General features: G+C 36.0%; 21 protein-coding genes. 4 read left to right on the plus strand and 17 right to left on the minus strand.

Annotated elements, in window-relative coordinates; translation table 11 throughout:
• Positions 1-27: 27 nt before the first annotated feature.
• From T368_RS16585 to T368_RS0104890, 3 genes are all read right to left on the minus strand, one after another.
• A complete protein-coding gene (locus T368_RS16585; RefSeq protein WP_194146753.1) occupies positions 28-174 on the minus strand; it encodes a hypothetical protein in 147 nt (48 codons plus the stop codon).
• A gap of 202 nt (positions 175-376) precedes the next feature.
• Complete coding sequence (ribE, locus tag T368_RS0104885) at positions 377-1,012, minus strand: riboflavin synthase (protein WP_004085749.1); 636 nt, start codon at positions 1,010-1,012, stop codon at positions 377-379.
• A 44-nt stretch (positions 1,013-1,056) separates the two neighbouring features.
• Positions 1,057-1,491: a flagellar FliJ family protein gene (locus T368_RS0104890; protein ID WP_004085747.1), complete on the minus strand. Its 435-nt coding sequence runs from the start codon at positions 1,489-1,491 to the stop codon at positions 1,057-1,059.
• Positions 1,492-1,852: 361 nt separating this feature from the next.
• Between T368_RS0104890 and T368_RS16590 the strand changes: the two genes are divergently transcribed.
• Positions 1,853-2,080 (plus strand): hypothetical protein, encoded by a 228-nt coding sequence (locus T368_RS16590; RefSeq protein WP_230455603.1) that lies wholly within the window; start codon positions 1,853-1,855, stop codon positions 2,078-2,080.
• A gap of 296 nt (positions 2,081-2,376) precedes the next feature.
• Here T368_RS16590 and T368_RS0104900 read toward each other — a convergent pair whose 3' ends face one another.
• The 14 genes from T368_RS0104900 to T368_RS0104960 all read right to left on the minus strand — a co-directional run bounded on the left by T368_RS0104900 (position 2,377) and on the right by T368_RS0104960 (position 17,762).
• Positions 2,377-2,781: a MerR family transcriptional regulator gene (locus T368_RS0104900; RefSeq protein WP_004085744.1), complete on the minus strand. Its 405-nt coding sequence runs from the start codon at positions 2,779-2,781 to the stop codon at positions 2,377-2,379.
• A 75-nt stretch (positions 2,782-2,856) separates the two neighbouring features.
• On the minus strand, positions 2,857-5,448 hold the full coding sequence (locus tag T368_RS0104905) for a DEAD/DEAH box helicase family protein (RefSeq protein WP_004085743.1): 2,592 nt from the start codon (positions 5,446-5,448) through the stop codon (positions 2,857-2,859).
• Complete coding sequence (locus T368_RS0104910) at positions 5,445-5,669, minus strand: hypothetical protein (protein ID WP_004085742.1); 225 nt, start codon at positions 5,667-5,669, stop codon at positions 5,445-5,447. The genes T368_RS0104905 and T368_RS0104910 overlap by 4 nt, the downstream gene beginning before the upstream one ends.
• Complete coding sequence (locus T368_RS17090; protein WP_080628838.1) at positions 5,662-6,918, minus strand: site-specific DNA-methyltransferase; 1,257 nt, start codon at positions 6,916-6,918, stop codon at positions 5,662-5,664. Before T368_RS17090 ends, T368_RS0104910 begins: the two co-directional genes overlap by 8 nt.
• Positions 6,919-6,923: 5 nt before the next feature.
• A complete protein-coding gene (locus T368_RS17095) occupies positions 6,924-7,973 on the minus strand; it encodes a DNA methyltransferase (RefSeq protein ID WP_004085740.1) in 1,050 nt (349 codons plus the stop codon).
• Between the two features lie 76 nt (positions 7,974-8,049).
• The gene (locus tag T368_RS0104920) at positions 8,050-9,012 is read right to left on the minus strand and encodes an aldo/keto reductase (RefSeq protein ID WP_004085739.1); all 963 of its coding nucleotides are present in this window, start codon (positions 9,010-9,012) and stop codon (positions 8,050-8,052) included.
• Positions 9,013-9,170: 158 nt separating this feature from the next.
• Entirely contained in the window at positions 9,171-9,962 is a 792-nt protein-coding gene (locus T368_RS0104925) for a plasminogen-binding N-terminal domain-containing protein (RefSeq protein WP_004085738.1), read from the minus strand.
• A gap of 33 nt (positions 9,963-9,995) precedes the next feature.
• Positions 9,996-10,970 carry a protein translocase subunit SecF gene (secF, locus tag T368_RS0104930; protein WP_004085737.1) on the minus strand — a complete coding sequence of 325 codons (975 nt, stop codon included), beginning with the start codon at positions 10,968-10,970 and terminating at the stop codon, positions 9,996-9,998.
• A gap of 14 nt (positions 10,971-10,984) precedes the next feature.
• Entirely contained in the window at positions 10,985-12,643 is a 1,659-nt protein-coding gene (gene secD / locus T368_RS0104935) for a protein translocase subunit SecD (protein ID WP_004085735.1), read from the minus strand.
• 20 nt (positions 12,644-12,663) lie between these two features.
• A complete protein-coding gene (yajC, locus tag T368_RS0104940; RefSeq protein ID WP_004085733.1) occupies positions 12,664-12,996 on the minus strand; it encodes a preprotein translocase subunit YajC in 333 nt (110 codons plus the stop codon).
• Between the two features lie 50 nt (positions 12,997-13,046).
• Positions 13,047-14,342 carry a Na+/H+ antiporter NhaA gene (gene nhaA / locus T368_RS0104945; RefSeq protein ID WP_004085731.1) on the minus strand — a complete coding sequence of 432 codons (1,296 nt, stop codon included), beginning with the start codon at positions 14,340-14,342 and terminating at the stop codon, positions 13,047-13,049.
• A 262-nt stretch (positions 14,343-14,604) separates the two neighbouring features.
• Positions 14,605-15,318, minus strand: coding sequence for an outer membrane beta-barrel protein (locus tag T368_RS0104950; RefSeq protein WP_004085729.1), 714 nt, complete (start codon positions 15,316-15,318; stop codon positions 14,605-14,607).
• A 174-nt stretch (positions 15,319-15,492) separates the two neighbouring features.
• Complete coding sequence (locus T368_RS0104955) at positions 15,493-16,701, minus strand: replication-associated recombination protein A (protein ID WP_004085728.1); 1,209 nt, start codon at positions 16,699-16,701, stop codon at positions 15,493-15,495.
• Positions 16,702-16,703: 2 nt separating this feature from the next.
• Entirely contained in the window at positions 16,704-17,762 is a 1,059-nt protein-coding gene (locus T368_RS0104960) for a GDP-L-fucose synthase family protein (RefSeq protein ID WP_027338334.1), read from the minus strand.
• A 425-nt stretch (positions 17,763-18,187) separates the two neighbouring features.
• Here T368_RS0104960 and T368_RS0104965 point away from each other — a divergent pair, with 425 nt between their 5' ends.
• The 3 genes from T368_RS0104965 (at position 18,188) to T368_RS0104975 (ending at position 19,338) form a co-directional block, all read left to right on the plus strand.
• Positions 18,188-18,586 (plus strand): NAD(P)H-quinone oxidoreductase subunit 3, encoded by a 399-nt coding sequence (locus tag T368_RS0104965; protein WP_004085718.1) that lies wholly within the window; start codon positions 18,188-18,190, stop codon positions 18,584-18,586.
• Positions 18,568-19,077: a NuoB/complex I 20 kDa subunit family protein gene (locus T368_RS0104970; protein ID WP_004085715.1), complete on the plus strand. Its 510-nt coding sequence runs from the start codon at positions 18,568-18,570 to the stop codon at positions 19,075-19,077. Before T368_RS0104965 ends, T368_RS0104970 begins: the two co-directional genes overlap by 19 nt.
• Positions 19,078-19,152: 75 nt before the next feature.
• A complete protein-coding gene (locus tag T368_RS0104975) occupies positions 19,153-19,338 on the plus strand; it encodes a hypothetical protein (RefSeq protein WP_004085712.1) in 186 nt (61 codons plus the stop codon).

Below are 19,338 nucleotides of genomic sequence, written 5' to 3' on the forward strand. Positions count from 1 at the left end.
TTTCTTTCACTTGATTTGATAGCATTGCTACTTCTTTCTCTCTTTTATTGTTATTTTGCCTAATATGCCTAAAGCACTTTGATTTTGTGCATCTCTTGTGGCTACTTCGTTTTGGTCTATGGTTAATGCTGTTTGGACTGCACTTTGAAATACGCCTAAAAATGTTTTTGCCATAAAATCACTATATGCTAGGGCTTTTTGGTCGTCTGTAAAAGCATAGCTCTATTAAAACATATTTTGGCATATACTTTACAAAGCTATCTAAGGCATCTTTATAATTTAGCTATCTTTCATCTTAGCTTCTATAAAAAACTAAGATTCTGAAAGTCAAAATTCTCTTGTGTAATGCAGTTAAGAAACAACCTGCGAACTTTTATCAATACAAAAGCGTTATAGAATCATACATATCCTGCATGGCTTGTTTTTTACTAGGCTTATTGTGAGTTAGCATATATTTATGAAACATATTTGCAATGCTTCGTGTGATAATGTCTGTCTCAATATTTACTCTACGACCTATCTTGTAATCCATAAAAAGTGTATTCTGCATTGTATGTGGGATTATCACAAGGCTAAAGCTAGAATCTTGCACTTCATGTATCGTAAGGCTAATGCCATCAATACATACACTTCCCTTATCTACCATGTAAGATAGGGCTTTTTGCGTTGTTTCTATGTAAAAAACATGCTGATTTGCCTGCATTTCTCTAAACTTTATCACGCCGATAGAATCAATATGCCCCTGCACGATATGTCCATGCAATCCATCGCCTAAACGCAAGGCTGGCTCGATATGCACTAGCCCTTGCAGGTTTTCTGTGGCGATTAATGAGGCACTCTCTTTACTAAGCTCTACGCTAAAATGCGTTTTTGTGCTTTCTATGGCGGTAAGACATGCACCATTGACTGCTATGCTATCGCCTATATTTGGGTTTAAATCAGATTCTAAACACAGGATTTGATCGCGATAAAAACGCACTTTTGCAAATTGTCTCACAAGTCCGCTAAACATAACTTTCTCCATACTAAATGCGTAATCTTACCATAATCATGTGGTTACTCAATATTTGTGCTGTTTTTTTGTCTTGTATGCAGCATGATTGTAACTTCATCTAGCTGTTTTGTCTCTTGTTTGTTGTTTTCTAGCGTTTGTGCATCTTTGGCTTTGTTGTAGAGATATAGCGTTTTTTCATGCTCTAGGTGTGCTATGCGGATTTGCTGCTTAATGTATTCTTGCTCTTCTTTCAAAATGCCTATTTGCCTTTGAATCTCGTGTATTTCATAAAGATAGGCTTGGATAGAATCTTTTTGACTTTGATAAGCACTGAAGCTACCAGATGAGGGCATAGGAATACTAGCAATCTGCGTATTGATAGAATCTATATCAGCATATTTACGCGTGATTAATGTTTGATTGCGTAATAGGTTTTTTTCCTGCATATCAAGTTGTTGCTTTGCGATTTTTACAAGATTAACAAGCTGTTTTGTCATAACATGTCCTTGAATACAAATAAGCACTCTGCATTATAGCATGTGATTTTGAAACTACATTAAAACGCTATGGCTAGATTCTATATTTGGCTAAATCTCACTTTGCTTCTAATACTTTTTTGTAAATTAGAATCTATTGTCTCAATTAAAAGGGAAATTATATTGCTAAAGTGTGTTTATAGCTTTTCTTTCATTTTCTATTTTACATGCAGACATACTAAAAGAATGTAAAAGTGATGAAGATTTTATAAGCGGTTGTTAGAGAGAAAATATTATTACAATGGGAATCTATTGAGTAGAAAGACCGTACAAAAATGACAAAATAGAAAGCATAGAAAAAAGGTATGATGAAAATGGAAAATTGCGATTAGAATCATCAGTTTTAAATAATCTATTGCATGGAGATATGAGATTCTACACAGAAGATAAAAAGCTGCTAACCTTGATTAAAACACAGGGCGGCAAGTTTATAAGCGCTAAATGCTTTAATGATAAAGCCTTAACAAATAAAGATTTAGAAGAGACGGATAAACTTAAAAGCATTAGCCAAGCAATTAAATATTTACAAGAGATATGCCTTAAAAAGTGATACCAAATAGACTTTGATTAAAGCCATATAGCATACTTTTAGATTCTATGTTTAAGATTTAATTCTAGATGATAAAAGTTGTCGTGTTGAGCGGAGCAAAACATCTAATGTAGAATCTAAGCAAAGCCTAAATTCTAAAACAGATTCAAATAAAGATTTTTCACCTATGGCTTAAAACGACAAGAATCTAAATCAAAGTATAAAACCTGACACCTAGTATCTGTCAAGGGGAAATTTGATGATAAACCAACAAGTAACTTCTACCCCCCCCCCCTGTGCCTTGAAAATGTAATATGTTATTTTGCCTTACCCTTAGAATCTGGGGGCCATTGATATGCCGTGTTGTTTGGGTTTAGATAGTCAATACCTGTTTTTATCATCTCATTGTATAGGGCGATATGCAGAATCTCAAGCTCTTTATTTAACAAATCAAAATGCCGCTCTAATAGCTCTTTTCTCTCTTTTGTAGTCTCTATACCACCCCTTGTAAGCTTGATATAGTGCTTAATGTCATCTATACTCATACCACAACTTCTTAGGCAATCTACCCATTCCACCCACACAATATCGCTTTTTGCAAAGTAACGCACCCCATTTTCATCGCGTTCTACAAATGGGAATAGCCCCTTATCTGCCCAGAATCTTATCTTTCTTGAAGGGATATTTATCATTCTCTCAACTTCTATGATTGTATATGCCATTTGTTGTCCTTTATAGCATTTTTATCGCATAAAGATTTAAGCTAAATTTATACCCTTATAGATTCTACGCTCCACTTACGCCCCCAGCACCACTTTTCTAAATTCGTTTTGAAACTCCACTTGCTTTTCTTTATCGCCGACACTAAAAAACCCAAGCCCCCTTAGCCTTAGATTCTTAGCATTCTTTTGCTTCTCTCTCACGCTTACAAGCTCACTCTCTAAATCTAGCAAAAGATTCTCTTTCCACTTATCATTAGGTTCTAGTTGCTCCCCCTTAGCCTCTATCACGCATTCAAATAGCACTTCCTTATTATCCCCACTCACACCAAAAAACACAAAATCCGGGTTAAACCCCCGCACCTCCCCCGCATTATCCCTACTAAAAAGCTTAAATTCACTAAAGCATTCATTGCGTATCACGCACCAGTGCTGATATGTTTCATCTAGCCTGTCTTTATACTCATTGATAAAGGCTAAAAACGCCCCTTCATAGCTAGAATCCGCTTTTAGCATTTTGTCATACACTAGCCATTGATATTTGCTTTTTTCTAGCTCCTTTTCACTCCATAGCTCTCTAGCCTTTAGCGTAAAATACTTTATCCTAAATGGCTCTATCTCCCACTTTGCACCCTTAGCGTTTAGAATCTCTTTTAGCCTTTTTACTATGAAAGTTGCGATATGCAGTTGCGATGCCCTGCTAAATTCCTGCTTTTTGTGAAACCGCACTTCAAGCGTATATAAATGCTTTTCTATAAACTCCCTTTTACTCCCCACTTCACGCAGATTTTTTAGCATATTAAAGCCTATGCCCTCTTTATTCATCGCCTTTAGAAACACCGCTTTATTGATAGATTTTAAGCTCTTTATAGCAAATTCATCTTCGCTAAATTCTTGCTTTTTATAGGCTTCTACTTGCGATTTTTCCCTGCTATTTAAAAGCGGTATAGAGAGTGTGCTTATAGTATTTTCTATCTCTTTTGCTTTGTGAAACAAACTCTCATTTTCCTTAAGCTTTCTTATATCATTACTCATTATGGGTAAGCTTAGATTCTCATCTTTTTGCGAAGTCGTAGCAGAATCTCTAGCCAAATCTCTAGTAGCACTTTTAGCAAACTCCCTTGCAAGTGTGAGTGCCTTTTCTTGTGGTTGTAGTTTGTAGAGAGTCCTTGTATCCTGTGCGGGGGTGCCTTGATTTTCTAGCTCTTTTTGTAAAGCAGTGATATAGCCACTCTCATTGAAAGAATGATAGCTCAAAGCCTCTAGCACATCTAAGGCATTTTGCTCATTATCAAACTTCCTTTTATCCACTTCATAGCCCTCTTTGTAGCCAAAGGGATAATACCTAGCCCCTCTCCCTATAAGCTGGGCATTGCTCGTTGTGTTCTTATTATCCTTAGCATTATCAAGTCGCACGATGTCAAAGAGATTTAGCACATCCCAGCCCTCATTTAGTCTATCTACGGCAAATATCACACGCAAAGCATTATCCTTAGATTCTAGAGTATTGACCCTTTTTTGATTTGCTTGCAAGTCTATTTCATCATTCATATTTATGCAGTAGCTTTTATCAAAACTCGCCTTTATATGCTCCGCTACCTTTATCGCATAGTTTTCAAACGCCCTTTCAAAATAGCCCTTTGCCCTTTGTAGTAGCTCATCTCCACTAGAATCCACATTTTGCAAAAATCTCTCAATCTCTCTAGAATCTAGCTTTTCTAAAAACTCATAAAAGCCCTTTTCATTCTCTTTTGACTTAGCGATACTCCCACTTTTAAAGAGTATCACAGGCTTTACATACACGCTAGAATCTCTGCCTACAAACTGCCGAAAAAGGCTCAAAATACACGCCCCTAAATATAGCTCCTTTAGCTCCCTACTCTCATATTTGACTAAAAAGATTTTCTTACTATATCTATCGTTATAAAACTCTTTTAAAGCGTATTCATACACGATTTTATCTCTATATTTTTTTAGCACATTTTCATCATTTGGTATCGTGGCACTAAATTCTAGCAAGAGATTTTCGCTATTTTGTTGCAAGGCATTTTGTATCGTCCCCTCCCAGCTTTGCTTCTCTGTCTCTTGTGCTTTATTGAGCTTTTTTCTAGTCTCTGTGTTTAGATGGTGTGCTTCATCAGCGATAAGCACGATTTTACGCCCCTTTAAATCCGCTAGAGTTAGGCTATTTTCTCTCTCTTGTGTGAAGAGTGAATGCAGTCCTTGAATGGTATTAAAGCTTATATTTATGCTTTCACTATCACACGCGCTAAAGCTATCCACACTTCTTACTTCCACGCGTTTAGAATCTATGATGATACTCTCGCTAAAGAGATATTTGCTACTTGCTTTTCCGCAAAAATTATCCCTAGTTTTTTCCACAATCGCACTAGAATTGACAAAAAACACAAACTCCCTATATCCCCTTTTATACAAATCCAGCATTAACGCCGCCATTATAAGCGTTTTCCCACTGCCTGTTGCCATATTAAATAATAAATGATTTATATTAGGCTTTTGCCTTTGTAAAAGGTAGTGTTGTAAGGCTTCTTTTTGATACGCTCTTAGCTCTTTGCTTAGATTCTCACTTATATAGCTTGGTATCTCCACATTTGCATATTTTAAAGCACTCTTTAGCTCATCACTTAGCTTTTGTGTATTTTCACTCATTTTTGCCCTTTCTTTTTGTTATTAAAATCTTTGTTATTTTCTAAAGAAGCTTTGCTTTGAGTTTGCGTAGCAAACGAAAAATCTCTTTTGGATTCTGTGTTTTTAGATACTTCGCCTAAAGGCTCAGTATGACAAGGGGCGACATATAAATTTGTGTCATTGCGAGATTTTGACTTGTCAAAATCGTGGCAATCTATATTAAAATCCACTCTTTCACTCATCATTTTCCCCATAAAAGATTCTATTAAGCTCCTTTAGCTCTTTACTCACTCCATACTCACTATCCTCTATATCATCATACAAAACATAGTCCATATTAGAATCTAAAATCGCATATAAAACCTTTAGCTTTTCATCAAGGCTTAATGCGTGAAATTCCTTATCCTTTAGCATATCTTGTATATCCACTCTATAATCTACAAAGGCTTTAGATTCTAGCTCTTTTTCTATACTTGTCATATTGAGCGATAGCGAAATATCTTTATGCAAATCTCTTGTAGATTCTACATTTTTAGATACTTCGCCTAAAGGCTCAGTATGACAAGCTAAATTTTTTATTCTCTCTTTATATATTGCATTTAAAGGCATAAGCTCTGCATAGATAAAGCTTCCACCTCCTTGCCAATCTACCGCTTTGCTAATCCCCCCTTGCTCTCCAGCTACCACCTTTTTTAACCGCTCTTTTGTGATAGATTCTATATAGTCCATTTGCTCTATGCCTATAAATCGCCTTTTCATTTTATGTGCGACTGCTAGAGTTGTGCCACTTCCAGCAAAAAAGTCCATAATTAAGTCGCCCTCTTGCGTGGATATTTCTATAATGCGTTTTAACAAAGCTTCGGGTTTAGGCGTGGCAAAAAGCGGGGTATTGTTATTTTGAGATTCTGCCATTTTGTCATTTTGAGCCTGTGAAACAGGCGAAAAATCTCTACTAGAATCCACTTTTTCTAAAGAAACTTTATTTTTAGATACTTCGCCTAAAGGCTCAGTATGACAAGCAAAAAGGGCTTTTATTTCTTGTTTAGCTACTTGATTGTGTCCGCACTCGTCATATTTCCAAAAAGTTTTTACAACAACTCCTTGTTGCACTTCGCTTAAAAATTGTTTTATTTGTGGTTTAGAATCTCCATTTTTGCCAAAATAAATCCTATTGTCTTGTAACATTTTTTCATAGTTTTCTTTTGAAGTTTGCCAACAACTCCCACTAGGCGGATAAACTATTTTTCCGCTTGGCGTAGTTATAGGATAGTCATACTTTTCTGTGTAGGTTTTAACCGAAAATCCACCTGTTTTCCACCTACCTCTTGGGTCATTATCTGGGTTTGTATATCTAGCATTCATTTCCTTTGTTCGAGGCAACAAGTTTGGTCTCCAAGTTTCTTTTTTCTTGGCATAAATTAAAATAAAATCGTGGTTATCACTAAGCCACTTTGCATCGTTTGCTGGTGAATATTTTTTTTCCCAACAAATTGTGGCTACAAAGTTATTCCCCCCCCCCCCGCACGATTAAATATCTCATCGCAAAGCACTTTTAAATAGGCTTGTTCGTTATCATCGCATTGGATAAATATCACGCCATCATCGCTTAGAAAATCCCTTGCAATTTCTAGGCGATTTTTCATAAAGGTAAGCCAAGTGGAGTGATTGAAGTTATCATTATAATTAAAGCTATCATTGCCTGTATTATAAGGTGGGTCAATATAGATTAGTTTTACTTTATTTGCAAACTTCTTTTTTAAAGAATGCAAAGCTAAAAGGTTATTGCCTTTTATGAGTAGGCTAGGACTTGTGCTTAAGCACTCTTTAAGCCCTGCGTTTTCTTTTTCGTCATTTTGAGATTTTGCAGTTGCTTCGTGTTTTGTTTCGTCATTTTGAGCCTGTGAAACAGGCGAAAAATCTAGTTTAGATTCTGTATTTTTAGATACTTCGCCTAAAGGCTCAGTATGACAAGCTAAATTTTCGTGGCAATCCACACTAGAATCTAGCTTTTTATGGATTGCTTCACTTCGTTCGCAATGACTAAATGAGCTGCTATTGTTTCGCTGGGTTGGTTGCTTAGAATCTTGGCATTCTATGAGTTCAAAATTGTGAAGCATCTTTTTAGAAAATAAAACATCTATCTCACTCTTAGCCAACACTTCGTTAAAAAATATTTCCTTAATCTTTTGCTTCTCATCTCTGCTTTGTCCGCCTTTTAGAATGCAGTCTTTAAAGGGGAAGTTTAGCACGACTTTTGAAGTGTTTTCAAAGCTAGATTCTAACTGCAAGCCGATTTTATTACTAAAAGCAGTGTAGGATTTATTAAGCATTCTTAACTTTAAAAAGTCTAAGAATTTATCCTTTTCAAAGACTGCTATGCTATCAATGCGTGTGAAAAACCGCTCTCTAAACTCGGCATTTTCTAGCAAAAAGCCTAAAAGCTCTCTATCATAATCTATGGCTAGAGTGCGCACATTTTCTAAGCTAATAAACCTTTCTTGTAAGATTTGTAGTAGGTTATGCTCTTTTTGCCCTGCTTTTTGCATTGTGTATCCTTTAAATTTATTATGCGTAATTGTAGCTAAAGATTGATAATTGCGTGTTTTGTGCAAGAGAGAAGCCCTAGCAGTCCCAGCCAAAAAGGCTTTTATTCCTATCAAGTTGCGTGATAGAATCTCTCTCTTTTTGCGTTAAGCTAAAGTCAAAAAGCGTGAGATTTTCTTGCAATTTTTCAAAGCTTGAAGCCTTTGGGATAATACTCATTCCTTTATCTAGCAGAAATTTCAAAGCAATTTGTGCGGTGCTTTTATGATGAGCTTTTGCTATACTTTGCAGAGTCTCATTTGTAAAAATACCATTTTTCCCACAAGCTAAAGGACTCCACGCTTGCAGGTGAATGCCTTTAGATTCTAAAAATTTTTGCAATGTGTGCTGTTGAAAGAAAATATGTGCTTGGACTTGATTTAGCACAGGCTTAACACGCACATAATCTAAAAAATCCTCTAAAAATCTGCCATAAAAATTTGAGATTCCAATCGCGTGGATAAGCCCTTTGTGATACGCCTCTTCACAAGCTTTATACATTTCTTTAGCATTTGCGTAAGGCTCGTGGATTACAAGCAAATCTACATATTCTAGCCCTAGATTTTGCAAACTCTGCTCTATGCTCTGCCACGCTCTTTTATAGGGCATATTTGATGAAAGCTTTGTGGTGATGAAAAGCTCATTTCTTTGCAATGGGCGGCTTAAATCGTTTGGGCTAACTTCGCTAGATTCTCTATGGGCTGATTGCTTGTGTGGGTTTGAAATTGGCGTGGTGCTAGAATCTAAATATTTTGTGTTTGTAATATGATGGGCAAAATCCCTAGATTCTTTTGTTTGCAAATTAGAATCTTTTAGGCTTTGCGTAGCTAGAGCTATGCCCACTTCCTTTTCATTCTCATACATTTGTGCAGTATCAAAGAGTCTGTATCCAATTTGCAGGGCATTTTGCATTATTTTCACACCCTTTTGCCCTTTAAGTCCATAAGTCCCAAGTCCAATACTAGGCATTTTTATGCCATTATTTAGAGTGATATATTGCATTGTTGTCCTTTAATATCAAAATAGCTTTGAATAATATATCAATGGGTGTTTGAATCTAGTGCTTGCTACAATACAAAATGTTAGAAATTACTATTTAAAAAGGGATATTGTGTCAAAGGCTATTTCAAAGTGTATTTAGTCAAAAAATATTTACATGATTAATCTTTTAAAAACTCATCGTAGTATAGAAAATAATCCCTGCTTTTCTTTGATGAGAGTGAGTAAGTCAGTGAGCCACCGCCCTCAAAATTTGTGCGTGTGTAGAATGGGGATTTTGTCGTTGTGTCTGTGAGTGTATTTTTGTATTTTGCAATCCTAGCAACATTTTGGCAACTAAAGATTCCAATATCTTTGCTTCCTACGATAAATAAAAGTCCAACACCATATTCATTACATGCCTTTGGGAGTAGCTTTGGCGTTGGGTCATGTTTGCCTTGTGAGTTTAGAAAGCCCATGAGTAAATCAGAGCTTACAAACTCTATAAAATCATATTTTTCAGTAATGTTTTTATAGGTTATCTCATTTGGGGCGATAAGGAATGCCTTGTTGTTAAAACTTCTAAATATCACCATATCGCCAGTTTCAGGCGTCATGTTTGGTGTTGGTAGATAGGGCTGGGTTAATTGTGTAAAAGGGGAGACTTTTGCAATAGCCTTTGTGCCTTCTAGTTTTATCACAACTACGCTTGCTACAATCGCTTTGTAAGATGATAAATCACGCAGGATAATGCCACTCTCACCTACTTTAAGATTGATATTTGTAAAGGTTATAAGTGTATCATCGCCTTGCTTATTTATCTCTAGAATCTCGCTTATTTCAGGTTGTGTGATAAGCCTTATAGAATCTTTTGTATTTGTTTCATCTTCTATACTTTCATTACTATATGCAAGATTCCCAAATAATATGCTATTCATTATTAACATAAGCAACGCTGTAAAATATCTTTTCATGTATAAACCTTAGAATCTTAAATCATTCATGTATTACACTCTACCACCCTCATAAAGCTGTCGCATACGCTTCTTTTCCTCTTGTTTTTTAGCTTTTTGCACTTCCTTTGCATAATAGGCTTCGACAGAGAAATTCAGTAAAATCGCAAGTTTTGGTGCTACAAACATTGAGCTATATGTCCCAAAGACAACACCAATAAGAAGTGGCAAAGAAAACCCTACGATAATTTGCCCACCAAAAAGATAAAGTGTCAAGACGACAAAAAACATAGTAAGTGAAGTAAGCGTTGTCCTTGTTAGTGTGCTTGATACGGCTTCATTAATCACTTCATTTGCATTCATCTTTTTGCCCTCAAGCATTTTTTCTCTGATTCTATCAAAGATGATGATGGTATCATTGATTGAGTAGCCAAGCAAGGTAAGCAAAGCTGCTATAACTTCAAGATTTAAATCAATCTTAAAGATAATCACACTTGCTGCGGTAATAACAATGTCATGCACTAAGGCGATGATAGAAGCAAGGGCAAACCGCCACTCATAGCGAAAACTCACATACGCCATCATTGCAATAGTCGCTAAAACAAGTGATAATATCGCGCTTTTACGCAATTCATCGCCAACCTTTGGACCGACTGTATCAAGCTTTCTTATGCTAAACTCACCGCTTGATTCTAATAATGTATGTAAAGTGGTATCAATCTCATTTGCTTTTAAGTTCTCATTAAATGGAATCTTAATGATAATCTCATTATCTGCACCAAATCGACTCACTTGAGCATTCTTAAATCGCTCATCTGTTGCTAAAAGTTTGCGTATTTCTGCCATAGGGGCATTTTGCTGTGTGTATTGAATCTGTGCTGTGCTGCCACCTGCAAAGTCAATGCCAAGATTAAAACCCACCCCAAAAAATAGATAAAATGAAGCAAGTGTTAGCAAAATAGAAGCAATTAGTCCATACTTACTCCAACGCACAAAATCAAAAATTTTCTGCTGTTTAAAAATCTCCATATTTCACTTCCTTACTAACGCTTTTGCTTTGCTGCTACTTCAGTCTTAGAATCTAGCTTAATGCCAAACCAAAAGGCTAGATTTTTACTTCTTTCTATACGATTACCAAGCCATAGATAGATTCCATGTGTGCCAATTATAGCGGTAACGATAGAAGCTAGTATGCCAATACCGGTAGTAATCGCAAAGCCTTTTATCACACCAGTGCCATACACATAAAGCAAAACTGAAGCAATAAGTGAAGTAATATTGGCATCAAAAATGGCACGAGAAGCATTCTCATAGCCAATGCGTAATGACTTTATTACCCCCATGCCAGACTTAAGCCCTTCTCTAATTCTCTCATTAATGATGATATTTGCATCTACCGCCATACCCACGGTTAGCACGATACCAGCCATACCCGGAAGTGTGAGTGTCGCATCAAATAACGCCATAACGGCGATAATCAAAAAGAGATTGATAACAAGGGCAAGAGAGGCAAAGACACCTGCCATAGCATAATATATAATCATAAAGCCCACAACTAAGATAAAGCCACTGATAAGGGCTATAACAGAAGCTTGTATAGAATCTGCACCAAGACTAGGACCTACAACCCTTTTTTCTATCACAGAAACGGGGGCAAGAAGCGCACCAGACCTAAGTGCTATGGCTAAATCACTTGCTGCTTTTCTATCAAAACTACCAGTAATAATGCCATTGCCACCACCAATCCTTTGATTAATGCTAGGTGCAGAAATTATGCGTTTATCAAGCACAATCGCTAATCTTTTCTTAATATTTCGCCCTGTGAAATCCCCAAATATTTCAGCACCTTTAGAATCTAGCACAAAGCTTACCGCATCATTTTTATTCTCATCAATTGTAGAATCTGCTTTTACAATGGAGCTTCCATCAAGGATAGGGATAGCTTTTAGTGGAAGCTTTGCCATCTCATTTTCAGCATAAGGCAATAGCGCAGAATTATACCTCATAGCCTCTTCATCGCTGATTACTTCACCATTCATCATGCGTCTAGCCAAATCTTCATCTACTGCCATAAACTCTAGCTGTGCGTTTTGTGAGATGAGTTTTATAAGCCTTTTTTGCTCTTCCTCACTTTGCGCACCCGGCATTTCCACGCGTATTTGATTAGTCCCCTCACGCAAGACATTTGGCTCTGTTAAACCAAAACCACTAAGTCGATTGCGTATAGTAAAGATAGCTTGATCTAGGGCATTTTTTTGCACCTTTTTTATAGCCTCTTCATTCAGTGCTATATTAAAGGTATTACCACTTTGAGACCATACCACACCTTCCATATTGCTAAGGATAGATTCCATATCTTTTGTTCTACTTGAATCAAGCAATATAAAGCTTATGGAATCACCTTGCATTCTAAGCTTATTAATAAAAATATTTTTCTTATCTGTTTGGTGCTTTAAGTCGCTAAGCATACTGCTATACTTATTGCCAACTGCCTCATTTACATCAACATCAAGTAAAAGACTTAACCCACCTTGCAAATCAAGTCCAAGCGTAATCTTTTTATAACCATCAAAAAAGGGATATTTGCTAGAATCTTGAAAAAACGATGGAATGCTAAAAAAGATTCCAAAACAACATGCAAGAACAAAGGCTAACAACCTGTAATTAAAGGGTTTTTGTGTATTTGTGTGAATCTTTGCCATACGCTAATCTAACCTAAAATTTATTTTTTATCATGCTTATTTTTAGATTCTTTTTCCTCTTTCTTTGAATCTGTGCTAGAATCATCGTCTTCTGCCATTTCATCAACCTTGTAAGCTACAAATTCCCTTGCAAGTCTCACTTGAGTATCGCCCAACTCTACAACTATAAATCTATCATCTTGCTTGATTACCTCACATACAAAACCGCCATTTGTAACGATTTTATCCCCTCTTTTTAAAGATTCAACCATAGCTGCATGTTTCTTTCTTTGCTGCTGCTGCGGACGAAACACAAGAAAATAAAACACTAAAATAAGAACTGCTAATGGCAAAAAACTAATAAGCTCTTGCATACATATCCTTTAGATTCAAAAATAAAGCAAGGATTCTAACACAAAAAATGTTAATTTTTTGCTTTACCAGATAAAAGCAAGAATATAACACCAATAATACATGAAGTAAGCGATGCAAGTAATATAGTGATTTTAGATAACTCTTTTGCTTCCTGTATATCAAAGGCAAGCTCGGATACAAAAAGCGACATAGTAAAGCCAATCCCAGCAAGCATACCAGCCCCTAAAATATAAGTCCAAGAGATTCCATCAGGTCGTTTTGCAATGCCTAACTTTTCACACAAGAAAGACGCAAGGAAGATTCCAATAGGCTTCCCTACAACTAAGCCTAAGAATACACCAAGAAAAATATGGTCTATATTAAAATTAAAATTAGATTCAATGCTTACCCCCGCATTTGCAAACGCAAAGCAAGGCATGATAAAATACGCACTCCAAGGCTGCAAAAAATGCTCTAGTCTTAAGAGAGGATTCTGTGTATTTATGGCACTATGCTGAACTTCTTGCACAAACTCTAATTTATCATGGTCTAAAAGTATAGAATCTTGTTTATTTTGCTTGTGTTGATAGTTTTTCGCCCATACGCCCATTTGCTCATAAAATGCTTGAAAATCTTTTTTTGCTTTGACAGGGATACAAAATGCTAAAATTACCGCCGCAATAGTCGCATGGATACCGCTTGCATGCACGAAAAACCATAATAAGATTCCAAGTCCAAGATATACAATCAAATGCTTAATGCCACGCATATTGCATAGCACAAGTAGCACAATGATTCCCGCTGAAGCAAGTAGCCACATCAAATGTATAGAATCTCCATAAAATAACGCAATAACCACAATCGCACCCAAATCATCAACGACCGCTAAAGTAACAAGAAAAACCTTTAGGGCAATAGGAATGCGTTTGCCAAGTATAAGCAACACGCCTAATGCAAATGCAATATCTGTCGCCATCGGGATACCAAAACCATGACTTGAAGCCGTGCCAATGTTGAGTGCATAATAGATTGCACCCGGGACTATCATGCCCCCTAATGCTGCAATAGCTGGAAATGCCGCTTTTGAAAAAGAGTTTAACTCGCCAAAAAGCATTTCTCTCTTAATCTCTAAGCCAACAAGCAAAAAGAAAAATGACATAAGCACATCATTCACCCATATTTTTAGCTCCATACCCACAAAATGTTCGCCAAACTGAAAACCAAAAGGTGTTTCAAAAATCGTGTGATATATATGAGATAAGGGTGAGTTGGCAACAATAAGTGCCATAATCGTGCTTATCCCAAGAAAAATACCGCCAAAAGATTCACTACGGATAAAATTCATCAAAACTTGTGTAACGCGCATTAGTTTCCTTCTCTATCATCAAAAATGAAACTATTATAATAAAAAACTTAAAGCATAATAAAAACAAGAAGTATTTTTCCATGTTTTTATGTCTTGCGATTGTCATAGTTGTGTTTGTTTTAGAGTTTCGTTCATTATTTATAACTTAAAAAATTAAGGCAGAAAATTGTCCCTGAGAGAGTGCCATTAAGGCGGTCTAGCCTATTCTTGGTAAAGTAATAATATGTTCTATAACTTATAAGTCATAGAACAAGCATATTGTCTAGAGTGTATAGCTATACCCAAGATGGAAAGAAAATGGGCTTTTAGGCTTATATATTTCCTCGCGAATTACATTTGGCGGATTGTTGGTATCTCTCACGATATTGTGTAAATCAGGTTGCAATATTGCATATCGATAGAGAATCTCTAACCTATGTCGGCTTTCAAATGTGAGCGAAAAGCCCGCATTTGCCACCGCTTTAAATCCACTCTTTGTATAGTTTTGCGTATGTTGCAAATTCCCGTTATCTCTATATGTCTTTTGTGCGCCAAGCTCATAACCAGCACCCAAGCCAAATATAATACCCAAACTCAATTTCAAATCATTGTTGTTATAAAAATCATATAGCACATCAGCATTGAACAAAAATGTATGCGTATTTGCATATAAATCATTTATAACTGCTACATCTCTATATGCTGTTACAAAATCACTAAAGCTATAGCTATAACTACCATAAAGTCGCATACCCCATGTTTTTGTGAAAAATAGATTATAGCCAAGCCTCAAACCAGCATCTACAACAAACCTATCGCTATCATGTCCCATTACAAGATTAAACCCGCTATCAACACCAAGCATAGCCCCAGTCTTTGAATCTTTTGTGATCTCTTTTGTGGGTTCGGGCAATCTAGGCTGTGTGCGTTTATAAACTTGTGCATACGCCACACTTGATAAAGTTATACTGCACAATATTACACTTATACATTTCATATAAACTCCTTGCTTTTTCAAAGAAGTAGTATCGACAAAAAATTACATTAGTTGATTATGGAAATTTAAACTTTTATCATTTGAGCCATAACTACAATCTTTTCTTTGACAGATCTCTAGGTATTTTACTTTGTAAGTTACAGCAGGTGTTGGAATGGTCGTAGGCATATAAATCTACTTTTTAGATATATCACTATTTCTTATTTTCATTATCCATTCTTGCAAGGTTTTTTCAAAGCCGATGTTTTTAAGGAATACATACTTTTTTCCATGATGATAGATTTGCTTTACAAAGCCACCAAAATCATGTGGATATTTATAGCCTTTTGCGTCTGTCTTTAGATGGCTTGGCACAGATTCTAAGCGGATTTTTGTATCTTCTAGGGCGTGATTTATCGCTGTGTATGCGGTGTTACTCTTTGGAGAGCATGCTAGATAAATCACGCATTGAGAGAGAATGATCCTTGCTTCTGGATAGCCGATTTTACTTACTGCTTGCATTGTGCTTACGCTTAGATTTAGTGCATTTGGGTTTGCATTGCCTATGTCTTCACTTGCTAGAATGACTAGTCTGCGTGCTATAAACTCTGGGTTTTCCCCTGCTTGTATGAGGCATGCGAGATAATATAATGCTGCATTCTCATCGCTGCCCCGTATGGATTTAATAAGGGCTGATATGTAGTCATAATGCGTGCTTTGCGACTTTACGCCCTGTGCGTTTTGGACTAGAGATTGAAGCATGGATACACTTACTTCCTGCTTAGAATCTATATCAAGGGCAATATCAAGTAGATTCAAAAACGCACGACAATCGCCATTGTGATGGCTTAAAAGCCATGACTTTATGGAATCAAAGCTATGCTTTGGTGGATAGGCTTTTAATACTCTGTTATAAAGCTCTTCAAAATCTTGTGTTTGCAGGGCTTTTAACTCAAAGAGAAAGGATCTACTTCTTAAGGCTGGGCTTAGGGTAAAGAAAGGATTCTCTGTGCTAGCCCCTATGAATGCGACTTGTCCTTTTTCTAAAATAGGGAGTAAAAACTCTTGTTGTGCTATGTTTAGCCTATGGACTTCATCGATAAATAAAAGCGGCTTATTCATTGTGTGTTCATACAAGCTTAATTCTTTTTTTAGGGAATCTAGCTTAAAATTTGTCGCATTAAAGGATAAAAAGGTTTTTTTGCTTAGTGTTGCGATGATGTGGGCTAGGCTTGTTTTGCCACTGCCCGGCGGTCCAAAAAATAAAAGATTTGGTAGCATATTAGAATCTTGTATGTTTTTCTCGATGATTATTCTTAGCGGTGCATCTTGTGCTAATAAATGCTTTTGTCCTATGAAGTTTTCAAGTGTTGTGGGGCGAAATTTATAGGCTAGATTTCGCATGATTATCCATTATATTTTTGTAAATAATGTTGATAGACGCTTGCTATGCCTTCTTCTAGTGAGATTTTGGGCGTAAAGCCAAGTGAGTTTAGTTTGCTTGAATCCATAAGCTTTTGAAATGTGCCATCAGGCTTAGTCGTATCAAAGACAATCTCGCCACTATATCCTATAATATCTTTTACAAGATTTGCAAGTTCTTTTATGCTGATATCGCTTCCATAACCCACATTAATATGTGTATTACGCACATTTTCACCTTTTGCTAAATCGGAGAAATCAACATTTTGCATGATATATACACTTGCATCTGCCATGTCCTTGCTGTGTAGAAACTCTCTTCTAGGCTTCCCACTACCCCATATTCCAACAGAATCTTTTGTGATTAAAAGTTGTTTTAAAAGGGCTTCGCATTCACTCTCACTCTTAGCGCAATCTTGCATGAGATTTTTATATACTAAATCTTTTTTATTCTCGCTTAGTAGCTTTGCAAGGTGGAATTTGCGGATTAAAGCGGGTAATACATGAGAGTTTAAAAGATTAAAATTATCATTATTTCCATATAAATTTGTAGGCATAATGGAAATAAAATTTGTGTTATACTGAAGATTAAAACTCTCACACATTTTTAACCCAGCAATCTTTGCGATAGCATAAGGCTCATTTGTATATTCTAACTCCCCTGTAAGCAAGTGGTCTTCTCTCATAGGTTGAGGTGAGTTTTTTGGATAGATACATGAGCTACCCAAAAATAAAAGCTTTTTTACATTGAATTTGTATGCGTTGAAGATAATATTATTTTGTATTACAAGATTTTCATAAATAAAGTCCGCACGATAAGTATTATTCGCTAAAATCCCGCCAACTTTAGCTGCTGCTAAAAATACAAACTCTATGTTTTGTGTAGCAAAAAATTTCTCCACTGCCACAGAATCTAACAAGTTAAGTTCAGATCTAGTGCGACATATAATATTATGGAATCCTTGCTCTTTAAGGCTTGTTACAATAGAGCTGCCAACAAGCCCATTATGCCCAGCAACAAAGATTTTAGAATCTTTTGTCATAGTAGTTTTTGTAGTCATTATAATCCTTAGTAGTTGTGAATAAATTAGAATCTCAAATGCTTAGTATTATAACATAAAGTCCTACAAATTTAGGAAGGCTTAAGAGTTTAAGCAGCATAATAGTTTCTAAAAAGATTAAAGCTAGATTCTATATTAAATATGCCTTAGTGGGTTTAGATTAATAAAGTATATTTAAGCCTATGAAAATAATCTTAAAATTATTTAATATATAAATTATTTAATATATAATTTTATATATATAAAATAACATAATCTATAATAAGTGGATATATGTATAGATAAAATCTTTTAGTAACATTTTGTAACTTGTATAACAATAAAATGACGCATTGAAATTAAGTTTAAATTATTTTTTATTAATTTGAAATTAGAATTACATACAAAATTGAAAGTGAAGGAAGAATATGCCCAAAACGCTAGAGCCTATGTTGGCACACCCATATTTTGGTGCATTTGTTATGTTTGTTTTAACGCTTGTTGCCTTTCAAGCAACTTTCTTTTTACAAAGGCTTGTATCAAGAAAGATAGCACAGAAAAAGGGCGATAAACTTAAAACAGCACCCTATGAATGCGGACCTATCCCTATCAAGCAAGAAAATAAAATCTCACACCAATTCTACATTATAGCTGTGCTATTTGTGCTTTTTGATGTAGAGGTGATTTTTATGATTCCATGGGCGTTAGAGTATCGTAATCTTGGAATGTTAGGATTTATTGAAATGCTTGCATTTATTGGCTTACTTGTAGTTGGCTTTTTGTTTGCATGGAAAAGGGGGGCATTGTCATGGCAACACATGAGGTAGGTGAGCTTAGTCCAAGGGGTATGCCTGTCGCACTTGGAAGTGTGGATAAGATTCTAAACTGGGGGCGAAGTAACTCTCTTTGGCCCCTTACTTATGGGCTTGCATGTTGTGCTATTGAGATGATGGCAACGGGTGGTTCAAGGTTTGATTTCGATAGATTTGGAATCATTTTCCGTGCTAGTCCTAGACAAAGCGATGTTATGATTATCGCAGGGACATTGACGAAGAAGCACGCGGAATTTACAAGAAGATTGTATGACCAAATGCCTGAGCCAAAGTGGGTTGTGTCTATGGGAAGCTGTGCAAATACTGGAGGTATGTTTAATACCTATGCTACAGTGCAGGGTGTTGATAGGATTATCCCTGTGGATATTTATTTGCCCGGTTGTGCGCCTAGACCAGAGACACTGCAGTATGCTATGATGGTATTGCAGCAAAAGATTCGCTCTGAAAAGGCGATTAAAACTGAAGCACCAAAAAGGCTTGTGTAGAGAGGTTTATAATAGCACAGATTCTAATCAAAGAATTAGGTATAGATTGGAATGAGAATCTAAAAAGGATTTGGAATGCAGGACATGTCATATAGGAATGCAAAAAGAGCGTGTTTATGTAAATATCCTTTATATAAATATAGAAAAACCTTGCATTGTATAGATTTTATAAGACAAATTGCATTTATAAGTTTTAATATGGTGTTTAGATTCCACAAGCAGTTAAATAAAACTTTGTTTTATAGAGGATTTAGAATCTAG

Origin of the sequence: Helicobacter bilis ATCC 51630, assembly GCF_000686565.1 — a bacterium.
GTDB lineage: Bacteria > Campylobacterota > Campylobacteria > Campylobacterales > Helicobacteraceae > Helicobacter_A > Helicobacter_A bilis.